Source organism: Dactylosporangium maewongense, from assembly GCF_039531485.1.
Classification (GTDB): Bacteria; Actinomycetota; Actinomycetes; order Mycobacteriales; family Micromonosporaceae; genus Dactylosporangium; species Dactylosporangium maewongense.
In genome coordinates this window covers 21668-45075 of sequence record NZ_BAAAQD010000049.1, presented here as the reverse complement: position 1 = coordinate 45075, position 23408 = coordinate 21668, and the positions used below count along the sequence as shown (strand labels likewise).

17 protein-coding genes and 1 riboswitch are annotated in these 23408 nt (G+C 73.7%); of the genes, 8 read left to right on the top strand and 9 right to left on the bottom strand.

Annotated elements, in window-relative coordinates:
• Nucleotides 1-103: 103 nt before the first annotated feature.
• The gene (locus ABD332_RS56335) at nucleotides 104-1462 is read right to left on the bottom strand and encodes a dihydrolipoyl dehydrogenase family protein (protein WP_344514775.1); all 1359 of its coding nucleotides are present in this window, start codon (nucleotides 1460-1462) and stop codon (nucleotides 104-106) included.
• A 233-nt stretch (nucleotides 1463-1695) separates the two neighbouring features.
• Between ABD332_RS56335 and ABD332_RS56330 the strand changes: the two genes are divergently transcribed.
• Nucleotides 1696-3612: a S8 family serine peptidase gene (locus ABD332_RS56330; RefSeq protein WP_344514773.1), complete on the top strand. Its 1917-nt coding sequence runs from the start codon at nucleotides 1696-1698 to the stop codon at nucleotides 3610-3612.
• A gap of 79 nt (nucleotides 3613-3691) precedes the next feature.
• Here ABD332_RS56330 and ABD332_RS56325 read toward each other — a convergent pair whose 3' ends face one another.
• Both ABD332_RS56325 and ABD332_RS56320 read right to left on the bottom strand, forming a co-directional pair.
• On the bottom strand, nucleotides 3692-4486 hold the full coding sequence (locus tag ABD332_RS56325; protein ID WP_344514771.1) for a serine hydrolase domain-containing protein: 795 nt from the start codon (nucleotides 4484-4486) through the stop codon (nucleotides 3692-3694).
• A 32-nt stretch (nucleotides 4487-4518) separates the two neighbouring features.
• Nucleotides 4519-6144, bottom strand: coding sequence for a chitinase (locus ABD332_RS56320; protein WP_344514769.1), 1626 nt, complete (start codon nucleotides 6142-6144; stop codon nucleotides 4519-4521).
• Between the two features lie 67 nt (nucleotides 6145-6211).
• Here ABD332_RS56320 and ABD332_RS56315 point away from each other — a divergent pair, with 67 nt between their 5' ends.
• The 3 genes from ABD332_RS56315 (at nucleotide 6212) to ABD332_RS56305 (ending at nucleotide 11763) form a co-directional block, all read left to right on the top strand.
• Nucleotides 6212-6775 carry a hypothetical protein gene (locus ABD332_RS56315; protein ID WP_344514767.1) on the top strand — a complete coding sequence of 188 codons (564 nt, stop codon included), beginning with the start codon at nucleotides 6212-6214 and terminating at the stop codon, nucleotides 6773-6775.
• Between the two features lie 97 nt (nucleotides 6776-6872).
• Nucleotides 6873-7307 (top strand): hypothetical protein, encoded by a 435-nt coding sequence (locus tag ABD332_RS56310; RefSeq protein ID WP_344514765.1) that lies wholly within the window; start codon nucleotides 6873-6875, stop codon nucleotides 7305-7307.
• A 4-nt stretch (nucleotides 7308-7311) separates the two neighbouring features.
• Nucleotides 7312-11763 (top strand): cation-translocating P-type ATPase, encoded by a 4452-nt coding sequence (locus ABD332_RS56305; RefSeq protein ID WP_344514763.1) that lies wholly within the window; start codon nucleotides 7312-7314, stop codon nucleotides 11761-11763.
• Nucleotides 11764-12095: 332 nt separating this feature from the next.
• On the opposite strand, the gene ABD332_RS56300 is transcribed toward ABD332_RS56305, so the two are convergent.
• Nucleotides 12096-12551 carry a hypothetical protein gene (locus ABD332_RS56300; protein WP_344514761.1) on the bottom strand — a complete coding sequence of 152 codons (456 nt, stop codon included), beginning with the start codon at nucleotides 12549-12551 and terminating at the stop codon, nucleotides 12096-12098.
• A gap of 148 nt (nucleotides 12552-12699) precedes the next feature.
• Nucleotides 12700-13968 (bottom strand): MFS transporter, encoded by a 1269-nt coding sequence (locus tag ABD332_RS56295; protein ID WP_344514759.1) that lies wholly within the window; start codon nucleotides 13966-13968, stop codon nucleotides 12700-12702.
• A 127-nt stretch (nucleotides 13969-14095) separates the two neighbouring features.
• On the opposite strand from ABD332_RS56295, the gene ABD332_RS56290 reads away from it, so the two are divergent.
• Entirely contained in the window at nucleotides 14096-14749 is a 654-nt protein-coding gene (locus tag ABD332_RS56290) for a hypothetical protein (protein ID WP_344514757.1), read from the top strand.
• Between the two features lie 26 nt (nucleotides 14750-14775).
• Here ABD332_RS56290 and ABD332_RS56285 read toward each other — a convergent pair whose 3' ends face one another.
• The 4 genes from ABD332_RS56285 to ABD332_RS56270 all read right to left on the bottom strand — a co-directional run bounded on the left by ABD332_RS56285 (nucleotide 14776) and on the right by ABD332_RS56270 (nucleotide 17412).
• Entirely contained in the window at nucleotides 14776-15201 is a 426-nt protein-coding gene (locus ABD332_RS56285) for a hypothetical protein (protein WP_344514755.1), read from the bottom strand.
• A gap of 16 nt (nucleotides 15202-15217) precedes the next feature.
• Nucleotides 15218-16456 carry an MFS transporter gene (locus tag ABD332_RS56280; protein WP_344514753.1) on the bottom strand — a complete coding sequence of 413 codons (1239 nt, stop codon included), beginning with the start codon at nucleotides 16454-16456 and terminating at the stop codon, nucleotides 15218-15220.
• 9 nt (nucleotides 16457-16465) lie between these two features.
• Nucleotides 16466-16699: an alpha/beta fold hydrolase gene (locus tag ABD332_RS56275; RefSeq protein WP_344514751.1), complete on the bottom strand. Its 234-nt coding sequence runs from the start codon at nucleotides 16697-16699 to the stop codon at nucleotides 16466-16468.
• Between the two features lie 62 nt (nucleotides 16700-16761).
• Nucleotides 16762-17412: a DUF4097 family beta strand repeat-containing protein gene (locus tag ABD332_RS56270; RefSeq protein ID WP_344514749.1), complete on the bottom strand. Its 651-nt coding sequence runs from the start codon at nucleotides 17410-17412 to the stop codon at nucleotides 16762-16764.
• 220 nt (nucleotides 17413-17632) lie between these two features.
• On the opposite strand from ABD332_RS56270, the gene ABD332_RS56265 reads away from it, so the two are divergent.
• From ABD332_RS56265 to ABD332_RS56255, 3 genes are read left to right on the top strand one after another with little or no spacing between them, the layout of a single operon-like run.
• Nucleotides 17633-18352, top strand: a complete 720-nt coding sequence (locus ABD332_RS56265) for a helix-turn-helix domain-containing protein (protein WP_344514747.1) — start codon at nucleotides 17633-17635, stop codon at nucleotides 18350-18352.
• Between the two features lie 47 nt (nucleotides 18353-18399).
• Nucleotides 18400-22524: an SNF2-related protein gene (locus ABD332_RS56260; protein ID WP_344514745.1), complete on the top strand. Its 4125-nt coding sequence runs from the start codon at nucleotides 18400-18402 to the stop codon at nucleotides 22522-22524.
• A gap of 46 nt (nucleotides 22525-22570) precedes the next feature.
• Nucleotides 22571-23287, top strand: coding sequence for an SWIM zinc finger family protein (locus ABD332_RS56255; RefSeq protein ID WP_344514743.1), 717 nt, complete (start codon nucleotides 22571-22573; stop codon nucleotides 23285-23287).
• Between the two features lie 21 nt (nucleotides 23288-23308).
• Nucleotides 23309-23393: riboswitch (S-adenosyl-L-homocysteine riboswitch) on the top strand.
• Nucleotides 23394-23408: the final 15 nt, after the last annotated feature.

Genomic DNA, 23408 nt, shown 5'->3' with positions numbered 1-23408 from the left:
TGCCCCCTCCAGCCAAGTCGTGGTGCGCGTCCTATCGGCCGCCGCGACTGCCGGTTGAGGAGATCCGCACAGGCCGCGCGGGCAGGACCGCCGGTCGGGGAGGTCAGCGCAGGTCGCGCAGGGCGTCCTCGATGCCGCGGTGGAAGGTCGGGTAAGCGTAGATCATGTGGCGGAGGGCGTCGACCGGGACCTGGGCGTGGACGGCGACCGCGAGGGCGGACAGGACCTCGCCGCCGACCGGGCCGGCGGAGGTGGCGCCGACGAGGACCCCGCGGTCGGCGTCCTCGACGAGCTTGATGAAGCCCTCGTTGCCGAGCTTGTGGATCCAGCCGCGGGACGACGACGGGACCTGGCCGGTGCCGACCCTGACCCGCAGTCCGGACTCGCGGGCCTGGGCGACGGTGAGGCCGACGGCGCCGATCTCCGGGTCGGTGAACGTGACCCGCGGCGTCGCGCGGTAGTCGGCGGGCGGGCCGTCCTGGCCGAGGATGTCGCGCACGGCGATGCCCGCCTGGTACATCGCCATGTGGGTGAACGCGCCGTGGCCGGTCACGTCGCCGACGGCCCAGACGCGATCGGCGGCGCGCATCCGGTCGTCGACGGTGACGGCGCGGGCGGTGGGGTCGAGGCCGAGCCTGTCGACGCCGAGCCTGGCCAGGTCGACCTTCCGGCCGGTCGCGACGAGGAGCTTCGCCGCGGTGACCGTGGAGCCGTCGCCGAGGGTCACCGTGAATCCGGCGTCGTCGTGGCGTACCGACGACGCCTTCGCGCCGACGTGGACGGTGACGCCGTCGCGGGTGAGCGCGTCGCGGGCGAGGTCGGAGGACTCCGGCTCCTCGAGGGCGAGGAGGCGGTCGACGGCCTCGACGACGGTGACCGTCACGCCGAAGCGGGCGAAGACCTGGGCGAGCTCGACGCCGATCGCGCCGCCGCCCAGCACGATCAGCGACTCGGGCAGCGTGGCGGCCTCGATCGCCTCGCGGTTGGTCCACAGCGGGGTGCCGGCGAGGCCGTCGATCGGCGGGATCGCCGGCTCGGTCCCGGTGCCGATCACGATGCCGCGGGTCGCGTGGAACACCCGGTCGCCGACCGTGACCTCGTCCGGACCCGTCACGGACGCCCAGCCGCGGACGAAGGTGACGCCCTTGCCGACCAGGCGGTCGACGGCGACCTTGTCGTCCCACGAGTCGGTGGCCTCCTCGCGGATCCGGCGGGCGACCGGCGCCCAGTCCGCACGCACCTCTGACGTGCCGGCGAGGCCGGGCACGCGGCGGGCCTCGGCGAGCGCGTTGCCGGCCCGGATCATCATCTTGCTCGGCACGCAGCCCCAGTACGGGCACTCGCCGCCGACGAGCCGCCCCTCGATCCCCACCACGGTCAGTCCCGCCTCGGCGAGCCGGCCGGCGACCTCCTCGCCGCCGACTCCGAGCCCGACCACGATCACGTCCACGGTTTCCGCCATGGTCCTCACCCTAGGGCGCATCGCCCGCCGGAACCCTTACAAAGCCGTGTCGGGTGACCGGAGCGTGCCGTGCCGAGAGGTATGACAGCAGGTCAGAAACCCTGTCGGGCGATCGGGGCATTCTGGTGATGGGCCAGTGACTTTCGGTGTATGACACCTCATCGTGGTGAATCGAACGCATGGAGTGAGTGCGTTCGTGCTCCATGGATGGGGAGATGCAGATGATGAAGCCGATGACGGGCCGCCGTCGACTGCGCGCTGGCGCGTCGGGGCTGGTGGCCGTCGCGACGTCGTTGGGGCTGCTCGGGGTCGGCGGTCCCGCCGCCGCCGTGACCAGCCCGGAGCCGACCGGCGGGAGCCGGTTGGGCGGTGGCTGGTCAGCCGACGAGTGGCCGGCCGGCGCAGGCACCACGGTCAAGAGCGTACGGTCGATCATCAAGGCCGACAGCGGCGCCGCGGCGTCGCTGACCGGCCAGGGGGTCGGCATCGCGCTGATCGACACGGGGGTCGCCCCGGTCGCCGGGCTGCCGGCGGCGCAGGTCGTCAACGGCCCGGACCTGTCGTTCGAGTCGCAGTCGGGCCAGCTGCGCTACCTGGACACGTTCGGCCACGGCACGCACATGGCCGGCATCATGGTCGGCAACGACGCGGCGTCCGGCACGATCGGCCTGGCCCCGAAGGCGAAGGTGACCTCCGTCAAGGTCGGCACCGCGACCGGCGCCAACGACGTGTCGCAGATGATCGCCGCGATCGACTGGGTCGTGCAGAACCGCAACCACGACCCGGCGAGCCCGATCCGGGTGCTCAACCTCAGCTACGGCACCAGCGGCATGTCGGCCTCGACCGTGGACCCGCTGATGTACGCCGTCGAGCAGGCCTGGCAGGCCGGCATCGTGGTCGTCGTCGCCGCCGGCAACGACGGCAACACCACCACCGCGCTCACGAACCCGGCGATGGACCCGTTCGTGCTCGCCGTCGGCGCGTCGACCACGAACAACACCATCGCCACGAGCGATGACGACCTCGCCTCGTACACCAACAACTCCAACGCGGCCCGCAAGCTCGACATCCTGGCGCCGGGCACGTCGATCGTCTCCCTGCGCGACCCGGGCTCCAACATCGACCGGCAGTACACGTCGGCGCGGGTCGGCGACACGGGCTTCAAGGGCAGCGGCACGTCGCAGGCCGCGGCCGTCACCGCCTCCGCCGTGGCGCTGCTGCTGCAGCAGCGGCCGTCGCTGACCCCCGACCAGGTGAAGAAGCTGCTGACGTCCACCGCGACGACACTGACGACCGGCACCGCCGCGGCCAAGGGCCTGAAGGAGCTCAACGTCTCCGCCGCCGTCGCCGCGGCCACCCCGTCGGCCACGCAGAGCCTCACCAAGGGCACCGGCACCGGCTCGCTGGAGACCACCCGGGGCGGCAACCACCTGTCGTTCAACAACATCGAGCTCAAGGGCGAGCAGTCGATCTTCGGCCCGTTCAACGGCACCGCGTGGGCCAGCCTCGCCGCGCAGAAGACGTCCTGGAACGGCGGCATGTGGATGGGGTACCGCATGGCCGGCGACACCTGGACGGGTGCGGGCGGCACGGGCGGCACCGGCCAGGTCACCGGCTACGCGGGCAAGTGCATCGACGTGCAGAACCGGCAGAGCATCAACGGCACGCCGGTCCAGCTGTACGACTGCAACAACACGCCGGCGCAGTACTGGGTCCTGGCCGCGGACGGCAGCGCGCAGGCGCTCGGCAAGTGCCTGGACGTCACGGGCGCCGGCACCGCCAACGGCACGAAGGTCCAGCTCTACGACTGCAACGGCACGCCGGCCCAGCAGTGGCGGGTCAACACCGCCCGCCAGCTGGTCAACGTCAACGCGAGCAAGTGCCTCGACGTGACCGAGTGGAACTCCGCCAACGGCACCCAGCTGCAGATCTGGGACTGCGGTGACCAGGACAACCAGCGCTGGGTCCCGCCGTCGACGTCGCGCACCTGGGCCGCGGCCTCGTGGCAGGGCTCGCCGTGGACCGGCACCGGCTCCTGGAGCGACCCGGAGTGGTCCGAGCAGTACTGGACCGGTCACTACTGGTCCGGGCACTACTGGAGCGGCCACTACTGGTCCGCCGACGACTGGGCGACGTCCAGCTGGTCGTAGCCTCCCGAAAAACGAAGGGCGCCCCCACCCACGGGGGCGCCCTTCGTGCTGCTATCCGAGTGCTGCTATCCGAGTGCCGCTACCCGAGGACGGCGTCCGACAGCACGGGCCACACCTCGGCGGACCACTCGCCGAAGTCGCGGTCGGTCAGGCAGGCGCAGGCGAGGCCGGCGACCGGGTCGACCCACAGGAACGTGCCGGAGCGGCCGAAGTGACCGAACGTGGCGGGCGAGTTGCGCGACCCCGTCCAGTGCGGCGACTTGCCGTCGCGGATCTCGAAGCCCAGCCCCCAGTCGTTCGGGTCCTGACGGCCGAAGCCCGGCAGTACACCGGAGACCCCCGGGAACTGGACGGTGACGGCCTCCGGCATCAGGTCCGGGACCAGCGCCGGGTCCAGGAGCTCCTGGCCGAGCAGGGCCAGGTCCGACAGCGGCCCCCGGGCCCCGGCGGCGGGCGAGCCTTCGAGGGTGGTGCCGCCCATGCCGAGCGGTCGCAGCACGGACTCGGTGAGCAGCTCCGCGAACGTGCCGCCGGTGCGGGTCAGCACGAAGTCGGCGAGCAGCTCGAACCCGCGGTTGGAGTAGATCCGCTTCCGGCCGGGCGCGGCGACCTGCGTGTCGTCGTCGAACGCGACCCCGGAGGTGTGGGCCAGCAGGTGCCGGACCGTGGCGCCCTCCGGGCCGGCGGGCTCGTCGAGCAGGACGTCGCCCTTGTCGACCGCGACGAGCACCGTGAGCGCCGTCAGCAGTTTCGTGACGGACGCCCACGGCAGGGGGTCGTCCGGACCGGTGCGGTCGCGGATCCCTTCGGGACCCACGACCGCGACCGATGCGGTGGTGACTGGCCAGGTGCTGACGAGATCAAGTGCGCTCACGCTCTCGAACCTACGGCAGCGCGGCCCGGGCTCTACGGCAGGGCGTTCAGGAACGGTTCCTGGGTGTTCATGAACTCCCAGGAGTAGTACCGGTCCCAGTTGATCGACCAGGTCATCAGGCCGCGGAAGTTGGGCGAGGTGCCGCCGCGCAGGGTGTACCCGCCGCAGCCGGTGCCCTTGACGAGGCAGTTCACGGCCGCCTGGACGACCGCGGGGGCGACGTAGCCGTTGCCCGCGCTGACCGCCGCCGGCACGCCGAAGGCGATCTGGTCCTCGCGCAGCCCCGGGAACGTCTGACCGGTGTTGGCGACCGGGAAGCCGGCCTTCATCATGTCGGTCATCGCGATGTGGAAGTCGGCGCCGCCCATCTGGTGGTACTGGTTGTCCAGGCCGGTGATCGGGCCGGAGTTGTAGTCCTGGACGTGCAGCACGGTGAGGAAGTCCCGCACCGCGTGGATGACCGGCAGGTAGGACCCGGCCCGGTTGTCGCCCTGGGTCGTGCCGCCGTAGAACTGGTAGCCGAGCTGCACGAAGAACGTCTCCGGCGCCATCGTCAGCACGAACTTCGTGCCGTACTTCGCCTTCAGCGACTTGAGCGCGGAGATCAGGTTCACCACGACCGGGGTCGTCGGGTTGCGGAAGTCGGCGTCACCGGCGTTCAGGTAGAGCGAGTGGCCCTCGAAGTCGATGTCGAGGCCGTCCAGGCCCCACCGGTCGATGATCGCGCTGACCGAGTTGACGAACGCGTCGCGGGCGCCGGCGGTGGTGAGCTGCACCTGGCCGTTCTGACCGCCGATGGAGATCAGGACCTTCTTGCCCTGGGCCTGCTTCGCCTTGATCGCGGCGAGGAACTCCGCGTCGGACTCGACGTTCGGGCACTCGGCGACCGGGCAGCGGTTGAACCGGATGTCGCCGGACGTCACCGAGGTCGGCTCGCCGAACGACAGGTTGATGATGTCCCAGGCGGCCGGGATGTCGGCCATCCGCACGTAACCGGAGCCGTTGGCGAAGCTGGCGTGCAGGTAGCCGATGAGCGCGTGCTTCGGCAGCCCGGTGACCGGCGGCTGGGACGTGGACGGCGACGGCGACGTGGACGGGGACTTCGAGGGCGACTTCGACGGCGACGGGCTGGCGCTCGGGCTCTTGCTCGCCGTGGGCGACGCGGTCGTCGGGCTCGGCTGACCGCCGGGGCCGTCGAGGGAGATGTCGTCGGCCTGGTACGCGCCGGTGCCGTACCAGCCGTGGATGAACACCTGCACCGACGTCTGGCCGGCGGCGGTGGTGAACGGCACGGTGAGCTTGCTGTAGGCGGTCCCGCTGGTCCACGTGGACGCGCCGCCGGTGATGCCGAGGTACACGTAGGAGCCGCGGACCCAGCCGGTGAGCGTGTAGGCGGTGCTCGGCTGGACGGCGACGGTCTGCGTGCACTGGGCGGTGTCGGACGCGGTGGCGTTGCCGTTGAGCGCGTAGGACCCGGAGTGGACCGGGCTGGTCACGGCCCCGGACCCGGTGCCGGTACAGGACCACCCGGACAGGTTTCCGCTCTCGAACCCGGGGTTGGTCAGCAGGTTGGCGGCGTAGGCGTTGGTCGTGACGAGCAAACCGGTCACCAGCAGGGTCGCGGCGCCGAGGATGAGCGCTATGCGCTTGCGCTTCATGGGGGTGTCCTCCATCGACGGTGCTCGCCATTATTAGGTTTCTTTACTGTTCCTGTCCAGTGGTGAAATGATCGGCATGGACAACCTGTTCCACGACAACATGCTCTGGCCGACGGTCGTGGTGCTGCCGAAACGCACCGGATGGTCGCTGTGGGGCGGCAACGCGGACGACGGCAGCGACTTCCTGCTGCCGGTCGGGCCGCGGTACGCGCTGTTCGACACCGCCGACGGGCTCTGCGACCACGTGCGCCGCGACGGGTCCGCGCACGTGCTCTCCCAGACCTTCGGCTGGGCCGGACTCCGCAAGGGGCTGCGCGGTCCGACCCCGGACGTCTCGGAAGCCTGCGAGTTCCGGCTGGACCGCCTGGCGAAGTGGTCACCACACGAGGAGGAGAGCGCCGGCGGGCTCGTCGACTGCCTCGACCTCATCCGCGACCTGGGCCGCCAGTTCGACGACGCCCTGCTGACCGACCTCAGCGAACCGGGCGGCGCACTACGCCAGCTCTACGACAACCTGTGGGGCGAGCTGTGGGGCGACGCACCGAAGCTGCACCCCGAGCGGATCGCGAAGGCCGCGAAGCAGGCGGTCGCCCGGGTAGCCACCCTCGCCACCTGGAACCCGGCCGCCTGACCCGGCGCTCGACCGGCCTTTGCGCTGTTCATCTGCCGTTTACCTCAAACCCGCGCGGGTAGCTGCGTGCTCAGAACCTGGGCCTAAGGAGGTCGCCATGACCACGCAGACCAAGGCCGCTCCCCGCACCCGGCGGACCCGCAAGGACGATGCGACGGCCCAGCCGAAGGGCGCTGAAGCCGCCACGGCGGAGCCCACGCAGACCAAGGCCGCTCCCCGCGCCCGGCGGACGCGTCGCACCGAAGTGACGGCACGGCCGCACGGCACCGACGGCGCGGCCGCCCACCCCATGCGGACGGCCGCCCATCAGGTCACCGACCACAACAGCACCCACCTGAGCGTGCCGAAGCTGGGCACCGTCCAGCTGCCCCCGGCCGACGAGCTCGCCTTCCTGGGCGGCATCGGCGTCCTGGCCGTGCTGGGCGCCATCGAATGGCCGGTGGCCGTCGTCGTAGCGGCCGGCCACACGCTGGCGACGAACCGGCGCAACAAGGTCGTGCACGAATTCGGCGAGGCGCTGGAAAAGGTCTAGCCAGGTGGCGCTGCTCGACCTGGTGCGGACCCCGTCCCGGCTGGTGGCCGGGGCGGCCCGCGCCGCCGCCGGCCGGTCCCCGGGCGGGCCGGTGACCACCGACCGCGTCGCCGTCGACGCCCCGGGCGTCGGCCGCCCGGACGCGGCCGAATACCGGACGGCGCTGAGCACCGCGCTGCGGCAGGTGCCCGGCGTCTCGTGGGCGGTGGTCAACGCCCCGTTGCAGCGGGTCGTGCTGGGCATCACCCGGCCCGCGCCCACCCGCGCGCAGCTCACCGCGGCGGTGCGGGCGGTGCGGGAGCGGTACCCCGGCATCCACGACGGGCCGGCCGACCGTGCGCCGGCACCGGATCACCCCGCGGCACTGGAGCGGGCCGCCACGGCCCTGGTCGCCGACGCCGCCGGCCTGGTGGTCGCCACCTTCGGCCGCATCGCCCGGCACGTGCCCGGCGCCGTCGAGGCCGCCTCCCTCGTCCCCTTCGTCGACACCCAGCCGAAGCTGCGGGCCGTCCTCGAACGGGCGCTCGGCCGTGACCGGACCGACTCCGTGCTCGCGCTCAGCAACGCCGCGGCGCAGGGCCTGGTCGGCGGCGTCTCCGGGCTGGGCGTGGACGCGGCCGTGCGCGTCGGCCAGCTGGCCGAGGCCCGGGCCAGGCGCGACGCCTGGCGCGCCGAGCCGGCGCTGCTGCGCACGCCCCAGCGGGCCGCCGCCGACCCGGTCGTCACCGAACGGCCCAGCCCCCTGCCCGACGGGATCGTCGAGCACTACGCGCCGCGCAGCGTCGCCGTCGGCGCCGGGGCGGCCGGCGTCGCGCTGGCCGCCGGTGGCGCCGGGCGGGCGGCCGCGATCGCGGTGGCCGGCCTGCCCAAGGCCCCCGGGGCCGGGCGGGAGTCCTTCGCCGCGCAGCTGGGCCGCACGCTCGCCGGCCGCCGCGCGCACGTGATGGACCCGCGCGTCCTGCGCCTGCTCGACCGCGTCGACACGGTGATCCTCGACCCGGCCGTCCTGACCACGGGCCGGCTCATGGTCCAGGAGGTGCATCCCCTGCCCGGCGCCGACCCGGAGGGGGTCCGCCTCCAGGCCCAACGGCTGTTCAGCGCCGAGGCGACCGACCAGCCGGTGGAGCAGGACGGCTGGCTGCTCGGACCGGTCGACCAGTTGCGGCTGCGCGGCCGGACCGGCGTCCGGACGCGGCAGCGCCTGCACCGTGACGGCGCCGCGCACGTGCTCGGGCTCGCACACGGCACCCGGCTCGAGGCGCTGGTGAGCCTCGTGCCCCAACCGGCCGCCAGCGCCGACGCGCTCATCGCGGCGGCCCGGCGCAGCGGCACCAGGCTGATCTTCGCCGGCGGCCGCCCCCGCGGGGCCGAGCGGATCGACGCCGGCGACATTCCCGGCCGCGGGCACCTGCTCGGCAACGTCCGCGAGCTGCAGGCCGACGGTCACGTGGTGCTGCTGGTCTCCGACCAGGCCGCCGCGCTGGCCGGCGCCGACGTCGGCATCGGCGTGCACGGGCCGGACGCCCGGCCGCCCTGGGGCGCGCACGTGCTCGCCGGCGACGTCCTGGAGACCGCCGCCCTGCTCATCGACGCGATCGACGTCGCCCGGCGGGTCGGCCGGCACGGCGTCCGCCTGGCCGAGTCCGGCTCCGCGATCGGCGCGATCACCACGATCACCGGCGCGCCCCGGGGCGCGGCCCGCAGGGCCCTGCTCGCCGTCAACGGCGCCGCCGCCCTGTCCGTGGTGCAGGGCGTGTGGGCGGCCGCCGAGCTCGCCCGCCGGCCCATCTCGCCGCCCGTGTCCAGCACCGCGTGGCATGCGCTGCCCGCCGGCAAGGTCCTGAAGCTGCTCGAATCCACCGGCGGCGGGCTGCCCACCCGGGCGGCGCTGCGCCGGCACCGTCCCGACGCGCAGATCAGCCAGCCCAGGCCCAGCCTCATGCGCTCCTTCGCCGAGGAGCTGGCCAACCCGCTGACCCCGATCCTCGCCGGCGGCGCGGCCCTGTCCGCGGCGATCGGCTCCCTGGTCGACGCCGGCATCGTGCTGGGCGCCAGCGGCATCGGCGCGGTGGTCGGCGCGGTCCAGAAGACGGTGACCGACCGTGCCGTCGCGGAGCTGCTGGCCCGCTCGGCGGTGATGGCCACGGTCCGCCGCGACGGCCGGCCGGTGCGCCTGCCCGCCGACCAGCTGGTGCCCGGCGACGTCATCCAGCTGGCGCCCGGCGACGTCATGCCCGCCGACTGCCGGCTCATCGAGGCGCAGGCCCTGGAGATGGACGAGTCCTCACTGACGGGCGAGTCGATGCCGGTGGCCAAGCGCACCGAACCGGTCCTCGCCGCCGACGTCGCCGACCGCACCTGCATGGTGTACGAGGGCTCGACGGTGACGGCCGGCCGGGCCGTCGGCGTCGTGGTCGCCACCGGGGCGGCGACCGAGGCCGGTCGCAGCATGGCCACCGCCGCCCAGGCGGCACCGGCCACCGGCGTGGAGGCGCGGCTCGGGCAGATCACCCACACCACGCTGCCGATCGCGCTGGGCTCGGGCGCCGCCGTCATGGCCGCCGGGCTGCTGCGCGGCCGCCCGGTGCGCGACACCATCGGCGCCGGCGTGGGACTGGCCGTGGCCAGCGTCCCTGAGGGGCTGCCGTTCCTGGTCAGCGCCGCGCAGCTGGCCGCGGCCCGCCGGCTGTCCCGCCAGGGCGCGCTGGTCCGCAACGCCCGGACGATCGAGGCGCTGGGCCGGGTGGACGTGCTGTGCTTCGACAAGACCGGCACCCTGACCCAGGGCCACATCCGGCTGGCGGCCGTCGCCGACGCCGCCACGATCCGGCCGGTGGACGGCCTGGACCCGGCGCACCGGGCGGTGCTCGCCGCCGGCCTGCGTGCCACCCCCGCCCCCACCGGCGGCCAGCCGCTGCCCCACATCACCGACCGCGCCGTGCGCGGCGGCGCGGAGGACGCGGCCGTCGACGAGTCCGCCGGCGCGCCGGGCTGGCAGGCGCACACGACGCTGCCGTTCGAGCCCAGCCGCGCGTACCACGCCACGGCCGCGACGACGACCGCCGGCCGCCTGCTGTCCGTCAAGGGCGCGCCCGAGCTCGTGCTGGCCCGCTGCACCACCTGGCGCGCCGCCCCCCGCGAGGAGCGGCCGCTCACCGGCGCCGGCCGCCGCCGCGTCCGCCAGCAGCTGGAGCGGCTCACCCGGCAGGGTTTCCGCGTCCTCGCCGTGGCCGAGACCCACAGCCCCGCGGAGGGTGACCTGACCGACGACGCCGTGGCCCGGCTGTGCTTCCTCGGCTTCCTCGCCCTCGCCGACCCGGTGCGCTCGACCGCCGGCGCCTCGCTGGACGAGCTGCGCACGGCCGGCGCGCAGATCGTCATGATCACCGGGGACCACCCCGCCACCGCTGAGACCATCGCCGGCGAGCTCGGCCTGCTCAACGGGCACCGGGTCGTCACCGGCGCCGACATCGACGCCCTGGACGACCGGGCGCTGCGCGACCTTGTGCCCAACATCGCGGTGGTCGCCCGCGGCACGCCGGCCCACAAGGTCCGGGTGGTGCAGGCCTTCCAGGCCAACCAGCGGGTCGTGGCGATGACGGGCGACGGCGCCAACGACGCCCCCGCCATCCGCCTCGCCGACGTCGGCATCGCGCTCGGCCAGCGCGGCACCCCCGCCGCCCGGGCCGCCGCCGACCTCGTCGTCACCGACGACCGCCTGGAGACCATCATCGCCGCGCTGGTCGAGGGCCGCGCCATGTGGCGGGCCGTGCGGGAGGCGCTCGGCATCCTCGTCGGCGGCAACCTCGGGGAGATCGGCTTCACCGTCCTCGGCGCCTCCCTCACCGGCGCCTCACCGCTCAACGCCCGGCAGCTGCTGCTGGTCAACCTCCTCACCGACCTGGCGCCGGCCCTGGCGGTCGCGCTGCGCCGGCCGGACTCCGGCGCCAACGGCGTGCTGCTGCGCGAGGGCCCGGAGGCCTCGCTCGGCGCCGCGCTGACCCACGACATCGCGCTGCGCGCGGCGGCCACCGTCACCGGCGCGACCGGCGCGTGGGTCGCCGCCGCCACCCTCAGCGGCCGCGGTGTGCGGGCCCGCACCGTCGCGCTGGCCGCGCTGGTCGGCACGCAGCTCGGCCAGACCCTGCTCGTCGGGTGGACCAGCCCTGGCGTCCTCGTCGCGAGCCTCGGCTCCGCCGCCGTGCTGGCCGGTGTCGTCCAGACCCCCGGCCTGAGCCAGTTCTTCGGCTGCACCCCGCTGGGCCCGGTCGGCTGGGGCATCGCCACCACCGCCGCGACCACCACGATGCTCGCCTCCGCGGCGGCCCCCGTACTGGCGCGCCGGCTGCCGCCGGAGCTGACGGCGCGGCTCACGGAGGCGCTGCACCCGGAGCGCCTGGCCGAACTCGCCGGGCGCGTGCTGCCCGCCCACGTGCTGGCCCCGCACCCCCACTGAGGCGCGCGACAAAGTCGGGTGCCGGCTGTCCGGTCCGTCGGTACGCTCGCCGGCGTGAGCAGGAGGGTCAAGGCGCCGAGCACGGCACGGCTGCTGGGGATCCTGGCCAACGCCGCGCAGGTGCGCATCGTCGACGCCGGGCCCCACGAGGTCGACCACGCCGACGCCGCCAGGATCGTGGTCACCGGCGGCGACATCGCGGGGCTCGCGCGGGTGCTGAGCGTCGTGGACGGCGGCGTCAGGGACAGCGAGCACTGCTGGTGTGGTGACCGACCCACGATGGTCGTGGCCGGCGCCGACGGTCGCGAGCTCGCCCGGTGGACCGTGCACGGTCAGACGCGGCTCAGCGGCCTCGGTGCCCGCGCCGCCGAGCTGCGCGACGCCCCCGCGCTCATCGGATGGCTGGCGGAGCACGGCCTGACCGGTCCACGGGACGCCCAGCTCAGGGCCGCCCGTGCGGCGGCGGACAGCGAGGCGCGGCGGATTCGCTGGGTGGCGGCCGCGCCGCTCGGCCTGCAGTACTTCGCCGAGGCCGTGACCCGGCGGGAGCACCACGCCGAGGAGCGGCTGGCCGTCATGCTGGCGCGCCGGATTCCGGACCTGACGGACCGGATCCGGGCGCTGGTCACCTGGGCCGGCGTGCCGGCACGCGAGGACTTCGACACCTTCTGGCACGAGCTCGTGCCCCGGCGGCTCCTGCTCGCCGAGCCCACCGGGGCGATCTTCGACGCGTTGGCGGCGGCTCCGCTGTCGGCGGGCCAGCTCGACGGCGCGGCGGAGCTGTTCACGTGCCTCGAGTGGACCCGGCCGTTGCGGGCCGGGATCCCGGAGCCGCTGCGGGCCCAGTTGATCGCCCACGTGACCGCGACCGGGACGGAGTCGATGCTGTTCCGGATGCGGCACGGCTACGGCACCGCCCCTGGGGAGCCGGCGACGTCAGCCGACGGCCGGGAGGGCGTCACCGCGGCGCATGGCGGCGAGGTGCTCCGGCGGGATGGCGCGGCGGGTCGTGCGCCGGTAGCGCCAGACCTGGGCGGCGCCGAGGGCCCACAACACGTACTGGACGGCGAAGGCCCACTTGAACGCCGGCAGCGACGGGTGGGCGGCGCCGGCCGGGGTCTGCGCGTCCAGCAGCACGCCGATGGCGATGATGACCAGGATCGAGGCGACGAACCCGCCCACGTTGACGATGCCGGTCGCGCCGCCGATGCGGGCCGCCGGGTTGAACGAGCGGGCGTAGTCGAAGCCGATCATGGAGCCGGGACCGTTCACCGCGAGCACCAGGACCAGGACGGTGAGCACGGCGACGGGGGCGCGGCCCGGCCACAGCAGCACGACCGCCCAGGCGAGCGCCGAGCTCCCGACGATCGCCAGAACCAGGGTCGAGCGGTGATAGGGCAGCCGGCCGCAGAAGTGCCCGACGACGGGGCCGAGCACGATGCCGCCGACGGTCAGCAGCGACAGCAGGAGCGCGGCGGTCGCCGGGGCGAGGCCCTCCCCCTGCGTCAGGAACGGATAGCCCCACAGCAGCGCGAACACGCTGCCGGAGAACGACGACACGAAGTGCGTCCACAGCCCTAGCCGCGTGCCCGGATGCTCCCACGACGCCTTCAGGGCCCGGTCCGACACCGCTGGCTTCGTCGGCTCCTGTACCGGTGAGTCCCGCAGACTCACAGCCACGAGCGCGATCGCGGCGGCGCCGAGCGCGGCCGCGCCGAGGAACGTGGCGGTCCAGCCCGCGTCGCGCAGCAGCACGACCAGCGGCACCGCCGACGACAGCGCGCCGAGCTGCCCGACCATGCCGGTGAGCTGCACCATCAGTGGGTTGCGGCGCGGCGGATACCACAGCGCGACGATCCGCAGGACGCTGATGAACGTCATCGCGTCGCCGACGCCGATCAGCACGCGGGCCGCGACCGCCGGCCCGATGTCGTGCGCGTAGGCGAACAGCAGCTGCCCGGCGACCATGAGCAGCCCGCCGCCGACGAGCATGCGCCGCGACCCGAACCGGTCCAGCAGGACCCCGACCGGGATCTGCATGCCCGCGTACACGGCCAGCTGCGCCACGGACAGCAGCGCCAGCAGCGACGTGCCGACCCCGAACCGGTCCGCTGCGGCGACCCCGGCGACCCCGAGCGACGAGCGGTGGAAGACCGCGATGATGTACGCGGTGAGCCCGATGACCCACATCAGATGACGACGCATAGCGGGACTGACGTTAGCCCTGTCGCCGCCTGAACAGGGGCAGGTGTGACGCCCCTCAAGTGTGGGCTTGCGGACACCCCATACGCTGTTCAGGTCCGCTTTGCCCAGCTGCTTGAGGACCCGTGCGATGAGCGACCTGATCGCCACACCCATCCGGTGGGAGCACTCGGGTGACGGCGAGTTCCCCTACCACGCCGAGATCGACGGGCGCAGCCTCACCGTGCGGGTCAACGACTTCCCGGCGGAGCCGCTGTACACCCTCATCGTCGACGGATCCGAGATGGTCGACCTCGACGACTGGCCCACCGTGTGGCGCCGCCCGCCGGCGCCGGCGCACCTGCTGGACCTGATCGCCCGGCCGATCACCACCGACCTGTTGTGGACGTGGGCGCGGCGGATCTGCGGCGTCACCACCGAGCACCCCGCCGAGGTCGCCGCGCTGCTGGGGCTGCCCGCGCCGACGCAGGACGACTTCGGCCGGCTGTTCGTGCAGCCGAGCCCGCCCGGCACCGCGCGCCTCGAGCTGTCCTTCGACCGGGCGGGGCTGTCCGCGGTCGTCATCCACTTCGTCGAGCCGACCCTGACCCGGGCGGAGCTCGACGCCTGCTTCGGCCCCAGCGGCGACGTGCCCCGCGTCCACTGGGACTCCGCGTATGTGACCGCCCACCGGATCACCGCGCCGGACGCGCCGCTGTCGTGCACCCTGCTGGCGTCCTACGGCTCCGAGCCGGCGCCGCCGACCGGGGCGTTCCAGCTCACGCTGCGCCGCGACCACGGCTGAGCGTCAGGTTTCGCGCCGGGGCCACGTCAGGTTTCGCGCCACGGGTACACGGGCTCGCCGAACGGCTCCAGGGAGCAGTCCCAGGCGTTCCAGCCCTGCTGCGTGATCTTGCCGTCGGCGTACGCATAGGCCCAGGTGGAGCCGTCCTCGCCGGTGCAGCTGACCGTGCCGGCGCGGACGAACGGCGCCAGCTCCACGTAGAACGCGGTCGCCTGCTCCGACCACTTCGCGTCGCCCTGCTCGTCCCGCGCGAACTCGATCCAGTCACCGTCCCGCACGACCTGCGCCGCACCCACCCAGGCGAGGTCGGCGACCGCGCCCGCGTCCGGACAGATCTCCTCGCTGAACCAGCCGTCCCGCACGGCCAGCGCGGCCCTGATCGCGGTGGCGGCGGCGACGTCGTCCGCGGCCGGCAGGTGCAGCCTGCCCGTGGGCCGCACGGAGTACCCCATCCGCAGGTTCTACCACTCACGGCCGGGCGCTCGCGACATCGGCCTCGGCGACCGCCGCATCGATGCGGGCGTTGGTAAGGGCGGACGCGGCGTACCCGCCGGCGGCGAGGGTCAACAGGGCCGCGACGAGGATCGGGGTCCGCAGGTCGCCGGCGTCCGCGAGCAGGCCACCGGCGAGCGCGCCCAGCGGCATGACGCCCCAGGCTACGACCCGGTAGACGCCGATCGTGCGGCCGAGCAGCGCGTCCGGGGTCAGGCGCTGCCGCAACGACCCGTAGACGACGTTCCACACCAGGATCGCCCACCCGGTCAGCGCCCACGCGAACGCCGCCACGTACATGTTCCGGGTCGCGGCCGCGAGGAGCATCCCGAGGCCGGTGACGGTCGCCGCGAGGACCATCGCCCGCCCGCGGCCGGTGCGTCCCGCGACCCGGGCGGCGGTCTGGCTGCCGACGAGCCCGCCGACGGAGGCGGTCAGCAGGAACGCGCCGAACGCGGCCTCGGGCACGTCGAGGGTCTCCCGGGTCCACAGCGCGACGAGGGCGGTGGCCATCGCGTTGGCGAACCCGAGCCCGATCACCACGGAGAGCATCGCGCGGTGGACGGGGTGGCCGCGCACGAACCGCAGCGCCTCGCCGATCGCCCGCCCCATCGGCGCGGTCCCGTCGGCCTGGGCGGCGCGGTACGTGCCGGGCAGCGCGAGCATGAGCGCCGCGGCGATCGCGTAGCAGGCGACGTTGACGCCGAACGCTCCGCTCGCGGTGACCGCGAACACTGCGCTCGCGATGGGCGGGGCGACGAAGCTCTGGACGAGCATGTCCGCGCCCTGCAGCCGGCCGTTGGCGGCCTCGAGGCGGTCCCGCTCGACGACGGCCGGCACCATCGACAGGACCGACGTGTCGTACACCGTCTCGCCCGCGCCGAGGACGACGACCACGCCGTACAGCAGCCACAACGACATCGTGTCGGTGGCGACGGCCGCGAGCAGTGCCGCCAGGACCGCGGTGCGCACGATCCCGACGAGCAGCGCCAGCCGCCGCCGGTCATACCGGTCGACGAGGACGCCCGCGGGCAGCCCGAGCAGCAGCCACGGCACGAACCCGAGGGCCGTCAGCGCGGAGAACGCCACCGGGTCGCTGGTCAGCCGCGCGGCGAGCAGCAGGATCGCGACCCGGTACACGCCGTCGCCGAGGTTGCCCGCGGCGGCGGCCGCCCACAGCCGGTGGAACCGACTCAGCTCGATGCGTCCTGCCACGCCGCCACCCTAGAGCCCCGCGACGTCCCGCGCCGCGTCGGCGACGGCCCCGAAGTCCTTCTTCAGGATGGCGCCGTGGTTGCTGGCCCAGTGCGCCCCGACGAACGCGCCGTAGGACCAGCCGACCAGCAGCGCCCGGTCGACGCCCCGGGCCGCGAGGACGGCGTCGACGTCGCGGACGGCGGCCTCGAACGAGTAGTCCTGCGAGCGTCGCGACTTGCCGCGGGCCCGCTCGCCGTTCATGGCATCTCCCTCGGGTGTGTGGGGTTCGGGGGCTGCGGGCGTCTTTCGTCGTTTTTCGTCGTTCAGAGGCTGCGGGCGTCGATGTCGCCGTGGGCGGTGGTGGCGTGGATGGTCAGCTCGGGGGTGCCGGCGTTCTTGAGCGCGTTGTGCACCCGGCCGTGGCCCGTGCCGGCGTCCAGGGAGGCGTCGACGCCGGCGGCGGCGCGGACGGTCACGTCGCCCATCTGGGTGCGCAGGACGACCGCGCCGCGCACGGCCTCGGCGACGTTGATGTCGCCCCGCATGGTGCTGATCTCGGCCGGCCCGGTGAGCCGCCCGACCGTGACGTCGCCGTCGTGGGCGGACAGGCGCGCGCTCGCCGCCTCGTCGAGCTTCACCGCGCGGTACAGGCCTTCGGCGGCGACGTCGCCGAGCCGGCCGACGCCCCGGAACTCGGTTGCGGCGGCCTTCACCTCGACCCGCGAGCCGGCGGGGACCCGCACCGTCACCTCGACCGACCCGGCCGAGCTGCCGGCGGGGGCCTTGACCCGCAGGACACCGTCGCCGAACTCGACCTGGGTCTGCTCGGCCGACCGCACGTCGCGCCGCTTGCCCGCGTCGGCGGGAAGCACCTCGACGGTGGTGTCGGCCCGGTCGGCCGCGATGACCTGGATCCGGCCGGCGGGGACCTCCAGGACGGCGGTGACGGCGGCGGGGCTGTCGAACTGCTGCATGGCGTTCTCCTCGTGTCGTTGTTCTTTCCAACACCGGAAACGCTACTTTGCGTTCGCCCTTCGAGCAACGTCTTCGTTGCGTCCGTCTCACGTTTCCGCAGTTCAACGCACTGAATTCGTTGCATTGGGTGTACGGCTAACGCAATGCGTTGCACTTGTTGCGTTGCATTGGGCTGTCGGCGAACGCTACGCTGGACGTACCGGACGAAGGGAGACGGCGGTGCCGGGAGGCAGGCTCACACAGCAGGAGCGGCAGCAGATCGCCGGCGGGCTCGCCGACAGCCTCGCCTACGCGGAGATCGCCCGGCGCCTCGACCGCCCCACGTCGACCATCACGCGTGAGGTGATGCGCAACGGCGGCCCCACCGCGTACCGCGCCGACCTCGCCCACCGCGCCACCGAACGCCGCGCCCACCGCCGCAGGCAGGCACCATCCGCCGGACCGCGGGCCCTCGCCCAGGGCAACGGACGCGACGACGGCGCGGTCCGCGAATACGAGGAGACGTTCACCACCCTGCTGATGCAGCAGGGCCTGCCGAAGATGGTGGCCCGGGTGCTGACCTGCCTCTTCATCGCCGACGCCGGCAGCCTCACCGCCGCGCAGCTCGTCCAGCACCTGCAGATCAGCCCGGCGTCGGTGTCCAAGGCCATCGCGTTCCTCGAGCAGCAGGGCCTCATCCGCCGCGAACGCGACGACCGCCGCCGCGAGCGCTACTTCGTCGACGACGACGTCTGGTACCAGTCGACGATCGCCAGCGCCCACGGCATCGGCCAGGTGGCCGCCACCGCCCGCCAGGGCGTCGCCGTCCTCGGCCAGGGCAGCCCCGCCGCCGTCCGCCTCGAGAACATCGCCCGCTTCAGCGACTTCATCAGCGAGAGCATCCTCCGCGCCGCCGAACAGGTCCGCGAGATCCTCCACACGAAGCCGGACACGCACTGACGCCGCGCCGTTCGAGCCGCGGCGGGCGTCCGGAGTAGGGTCTCGGAGTGAACGTCGTGCACGGGGTCATCACCGCCGGCGGCCGGCTCGCCTACTGGGCCGAGACCACCCCAGGCCCGGCCTCAGGCCTGCGCCGCCGCCCCAGGCGGGCGGTCCCCCACCCGTTCGCGGTCCTGCCCCCGCTCCCCGGCGACGTCGCCACCGCCGACCTGGCCCTGCCGACCACCGGCGCCCGCCCGCTGCCCTCCCCCACCCTCACCCCACCGGCCGCCACCGACCACGACCCGGACACCACCGGCACGATGCTGTGGACCGTCCCGATCGTGTACGCCCCACCCGGCACCGACCTCGAAGCCGCCCTCACCGCCGACGACGCCCCCGACTCCGCCATCGTGGCGGCCCCGTCGATCGGCGCGCTGACGGACCTCGTCACGTTCGCCGCCGACCTGGTGCACCGGGGCCGCGTCCTCCCCGACCTCCTCGACCACCCGATCGAGGCCCGCTGGCGCCCCGTCCTGTGGGCCGACGACGCCATCACGTTCGAGTCCCTGTGCCGCTCCCTGCCGGGCGCCGCCTTCGCCGCCGCCGACTGGACCCCCGACGAGGCCGCCCGCGCCGCGCTCAACCACCAGGTCGACGCCCTCGTCCGCGCCGCCCTCACCAACCGCCCCATCGTCACCGACGCCGCGGTCCGCCAGGACAGCACCGTCCGCGCCTGGCTAGCCGCCCTCACCTCCCCCGACCCCACCCTCCGCGAACGCCCAACCCCGCACAGCAGCCCCGCACCGACCGGCGGCAGGCTGAGCAACTGCACACCGAACACCGACCCCACCCTCCACGAACACCCGCCCCCGAACAGCAGTCGCCCGCCGAACAGCAACGGCGCACCGGCTGGCGGCGCCACACCAAGCACCAGCAGCGAACCGAACAGCGGCGACGCACCGAGCAACAGCCACCCGCCAACCACCATCGGCGCACTGAACGCCTCCAGCCCGCTGAGCACCGAGAGCGGCGACACGTCAAGCCACAGCCGCCCGCCGAGCAACGACAGCGCACCGAACAGCGGCAGCGCACCGGGCTACAGCGACACGGTGAGCGACAGCGACGCACTGAACGTCGACAGCACACCGAACGGCAGCGGCGACGACGAGCCGAGCAACAGCAGCACGGCAAGCAGCAGCGTGCTGAGCAAAGGCGGCGCACTGAACGCCTCCGGTGCGCCGAGCAACGACAGCGCACCGAACAGCGACACCCCGAGCAATCGCGACTTGCCAAGCAACAGCAACGCATCAAACGCCGACCGCGCACCGGGCAGCGGCGACGCACTGACCGGCGACCGCACGCCAAGCAACGGCAACGCGCTGAACAGCGGCAACGCGTCAAGCATCAGCAGCGCACCGAGCAACGCCAGCGTCCCGATCAACAACGAACCACCGAACAGCAGTGCACTGAACGACGACCGTGCGCCAGGCAACAGCAGCGCACCGAATGGCGGCGGCGCGCCGAGCAAGAACGACACGCTCAGCAACAGTGACGCGCTGAATGCCGCCAACGTGCCGAACACCAGCAGCGCGCTGGGCAGCGGCGGCGCACTGGACGCCGACGGCACGCCGAACGGCGGTGGGCTGAGCAACGGCAGCACCGCAAGCAGTGGCGGGCTGAGCGACAGCGGCGTGCCGAGCAGCAGCGAGCCGAGCGACACCGAACCGAGCGACGGCGGTGGGCTGAGCAACGGCAGCACGGCAAACAGGGGCGTGCCGAGCAGCAGCGAACCGAGCAGCAGCGGCGGGCTGAGCGGCGACGGTGTGGGTGGCGTGGGTGGCTTGGTGGGGCGGGCCGTGCGGGAGAGCACGGACGTGCGGCGGGTGCGGGACGAGATCCGGCGGTGGGCGGAGAGTGGGCGGCCGGCGGCGGTGCGGTTGTGCTTCCGGTTGACGTTCGTCGAGGAGTTCGACGAGGACGAGGAGGACGACGCCGTCGGGGCGGCGGCCGGTGAGGCGGGGGTGCGGGTCGACGACGGGCGGGACGTGTCGGGGTGGCTGGTGGAGTTCATGCTGCAGCCGGTCGCGGAGCCCGGGCTGCTCGTGCCGGCCAAGGACGTCTGGCGCAGCGGGGCGTCGCCGCTCTTCCGGTGGGTCGACTATCCGCAGGACGTGCTGCTGGCGGACCTCGGCAGGGCGAGCCGGCTCTGGCCCGAGCTCGACGAGGCGCTGCACCAGGCGCGCCCCGAGCAGCTGCGGCTGGACACGATCGGCGCCTACGGCTTCCTGCGGCACGCGGGGATCCTGCACGACGCGGGCTTCGGGGTGCTGCTGCCCGCGCAGTGGCAGCGGCGGCAGGATCTGGGGCTGACACTGACGACGCACTCGGCGCAGCCCGCGGCCCCGGTGCTGCGGGACACGACGGCGAACCGGGCCGCGATCGTGCGCTACCGGTGGGGGCTCGCGATCGGTGACGAGTTCCTCAGCGAGGCGGACCTGCGGGCGCTCGCGCGGGCGAAGGTGCCGCTGGTGCGGCTGCGCGGCCGCTGGGTGCACCTCGACCGGGAGAAGCTCCGCGCCGGCCTCGCCTTCCTCGCCCGGGGCGGGCAGGGGCACATGTCGGCCGGTGAGGCGATGCGGCTCGTCAGGCTCGTCCCCGAGGGCGACCTGCCCCTGCCGGTCACGGGCGTCGACGGCACGGGATGGCTCGCGGACCTGCTGACGGGCCGGGCCGTGGAGCGCCTGGAGCTGCTGGAGCCGCCCGCGTCCCTCGCCACGACGCTGCGGCCCTACCAGCGCAAGGGCCTGTCGTGGCTGGCCTTCCTCGACGGGCTCGGCGTCGGGGCGCTGCTCGCCGACGACATGGGCCTCGGCAAGACCGTGCAGGTCCTGGCGCTGGAGGCGCTGCTGCGCGAGCGCGGCGCCCGGCCGCCGACGCTGATCGTGTGCCCGCTGTCGGTGCTCGGCAACTGGCGGCGCGAGATCGGGCGTTTCACGCCGGGCCTGCGGGTCGCCGTCCACCACGGCACGGAACGGGCGGCGGACGAGCTCGACGCCGACCTGGTCCTCACCACCTACCAGGTCGCGACCCGGGACGTGGACCGGCTGGCGGCGCGGGACTGGGACCGGATCGTGCTCGACGAGGCGCAGCACGTGAAGAACAGCACCAGCGCCGCGGCGCGGGCGGTGCGGCGGATCCCGGCGCGGCACCGGGTCGCGCTGACCGGCACCCCGGTGGAGAACCGGCTGACGGAGCTGTGGTCGATCGCGGACTTCCTGAACCCGGGCATCCTCGGGCCGGCGAGCATCTTCCGGGCCCGCTACTCGGTGCCGGTCGAGCGCTACGCCGACGCCGACGCGGCCGCCCGCCTGCGCCGGGTCACCCGGCCCTTCCTGCTGCGCCGGGTGAAGACCGACCGGGCGGTCATCGCGGACCTGCCGGACAAGCTCGAACGCCGCCAGTGGTGCAACCTGACCCTCGAACAGGCGACGCTCTACAAGGCGGTCGTCAACGAGCTCTTCGTGAAGCTGCGCGAGGGGCGGTCCGGTGAGCGGCGCAAGGGCCTGGTGCTGTCGGCGATGACGAAGCTCAAGCAGGTGTGCAACCACCCGGCGCACCTGATGGGCGACGGCACGCCGCTGGCGGGACGGTCGGGGAAGCTGGCGCGCCTCGAGGAGATCCTCGCCACGGCCCTCGACGCCGGGGACCGGGCGCTGGTCTTCACACAGTTCGCCAAGTTCGGCCACCTGCTGGCGCCCTACCTGGCGGGGCGGCTCGGGACCGGTGTCGAGTTCCTGCACGGGGGCACCGCGAAGGGTGCCCGGGACGCGATGGTCGAGCGGTTCCAGACCGGGACGGGGCCCGGGGTGCTGCTGCTGTCGCTGAAGGCGGGCGGGACCGGGCTCAACCTGACCGCCGCCAACCACGTCGTGCACGTCGACAGGTGGTGGAACCCGGCGACCGAGCAGCAGGCCACGGACCGCGCCTTCCGCATCGGGCAGCGCCGCGACGTGCAGGTGCACACCTTCGTCTGCGTCGGCACCGTCGAGGAGCGGGTCGACACGATCATGGCGGAGAAGCGGACCCTCGCCGGGGTGGCCGTCGGCAGCGGCGAGGGCTGGCTCACGGGCCTGTCCACCGACGACCTCCTGGACCTGATGACCCTGCGCCCGGAGGCGACGGATGAGTGAGACGAGGTGGTCCCACCAGTTCATCGCCATGCTCGAATCCTTGCGCATGGGTACGACATTTTCCGTCGGCCGCCGCTACGCTCGCGCCGGCAACGTCCGGTCGCTCACCATCTCCAGCAGCATCGTGACGGCGCTGATCCTCGACGAGGACGGTGCGACGTACCGGTCGCGCATCGCCGCGAAGGCGTTCTCCGCCGCCGACTGGGCCCGCATCGAGCGGGCACTGTCCAAGGAGGCGCGGTACGCGGCGAAGCTGCTCGCCGGGCACCTGCCGGAGGACCTGGACCAGCTGCTGCAGAGCTATGGGCTGTCCCTGTTCCCGCAGAGCCTCGCCGAGCTGGTCATGGACTGCGACTGCCCCGGCTGGCAGAAGCCGTGCCGGCACCTGACCGCCGCCTGCTACGTGCTCGCGGAGGAGTTCGACAACGACCCGTTCACCATCCTGGCCTGGCGCGGCAAGGGTCGCGACGAGCTGCTCGAGGAGCTGCGCAGCCACCGCGTGTCCGAGACCAGGCACGTGGCGCCCACAGACCCGGATCCCCAGACTGCCAGGAGCTTCTGGACCGCCGGCCCCAGGGTCACCACAAAAAACGAACCCCTGCCCGGCGCGATAGCGAGACCCGACGCCCTCCTCGACCAGCTCGACCAGCTGAGACTCACCGTCGGCCGGTTCGAGGTGACCGACCTGCTCCGTGACGTCTACCGCACACTCGGTTGCGGGGAAAACGACGGAGGCGGTACCGTCGAACCCAATCGCGGCTGAGCACAAGGCGACGCCGCGGTCACGGCCGAGAGGCGCTGCGACGGACCCGCACGGGTTCGCCACGCTCGGCCGTTGACTACCCTTGACCCAAGGGCGCCTCCTGTCACCGGGAGGTGACCTT

Bases quoted from the DNA above. Each gene is read 5' to 3' on its own strand.
- ABD332_RS56275 (WP_344514751.1), bottom strand. From the start codon at position 16,699: ATGAACGGCGAGCGGGCCCGCGGCAAGTCGCGACGCTCGCAGGACTAC.
- ABD332_RS56285 (WP_344514755.1), bottom strand. From the start codon at position 15,201: ATGGGGTACTCCGTGCGGCCCACGGGCAGGCTGCACCTGCCGGCCGCG.
- ABD332_RS56270 (WP_344514749.1), bottom strand. From the start codon at position 17,412: ATGCAGCAGTTCGACAGCCCCGCCGCCGTCACCGCCGTCCTGGAGGTC.
- ABD332_RS56335 (WP_344514775.1), bottom strand. From the start codon at position 1,462: ATGGCGGAAACCGTGGACGTGATCGTGGTCGGGCTCGGAGTCGGCGGC.
- ABD332_RS56290 (WP_344514757.1), top strand. From the start codon at position 14,096: ATGAGCGACCTGATCGCCACACCCATCCGGTGGGAGCACTCGGGTGAC.
- ABD332_RS56255 (WP_344514743.1), top strand. From the start codon at position 22,571: ATGGGTACGACATTTTCCGTCGGCCGCCGCTACGCTCGCGCCGGCAAC.
- ABD332_RS56330 (WP_344514773.1), top strand. From the start codon at position 1,696: ATGACGGGCCGCCGTCGACTGCGCGCTGGCGCGTCGGGGCTGGTGGCC.
- ABD332_RS56310 (WP_344514765.1), top strand. From the start codon at position 6,873: ATGACCACGCAGACCAAGGCCGCTCCCCGCACCCGGCGGACCCGCAAG.
- ABD332_RS56295 (WP_344514759.1), bottom strand. From the start codon at position 13,968: ATGCGTCGTCATCTGATGTGGGTCATCGGGCTCACCGCGTACATCATC.
- ABD332_RS56315 (WP_344514767.1), top strand. From the start codon at position 6,212: ATGATCGGCATGGACAACCTGTTCCACGACAACATGCTCTGGCCGACG.
- ABD332_RS56320 (WP_344514769.1), bottom strand. From the start codon at position 6,144: ATGAAGCGCAAGCGCATAGCGCTCATCCTCGGCGCCGCGACCCTGCTG.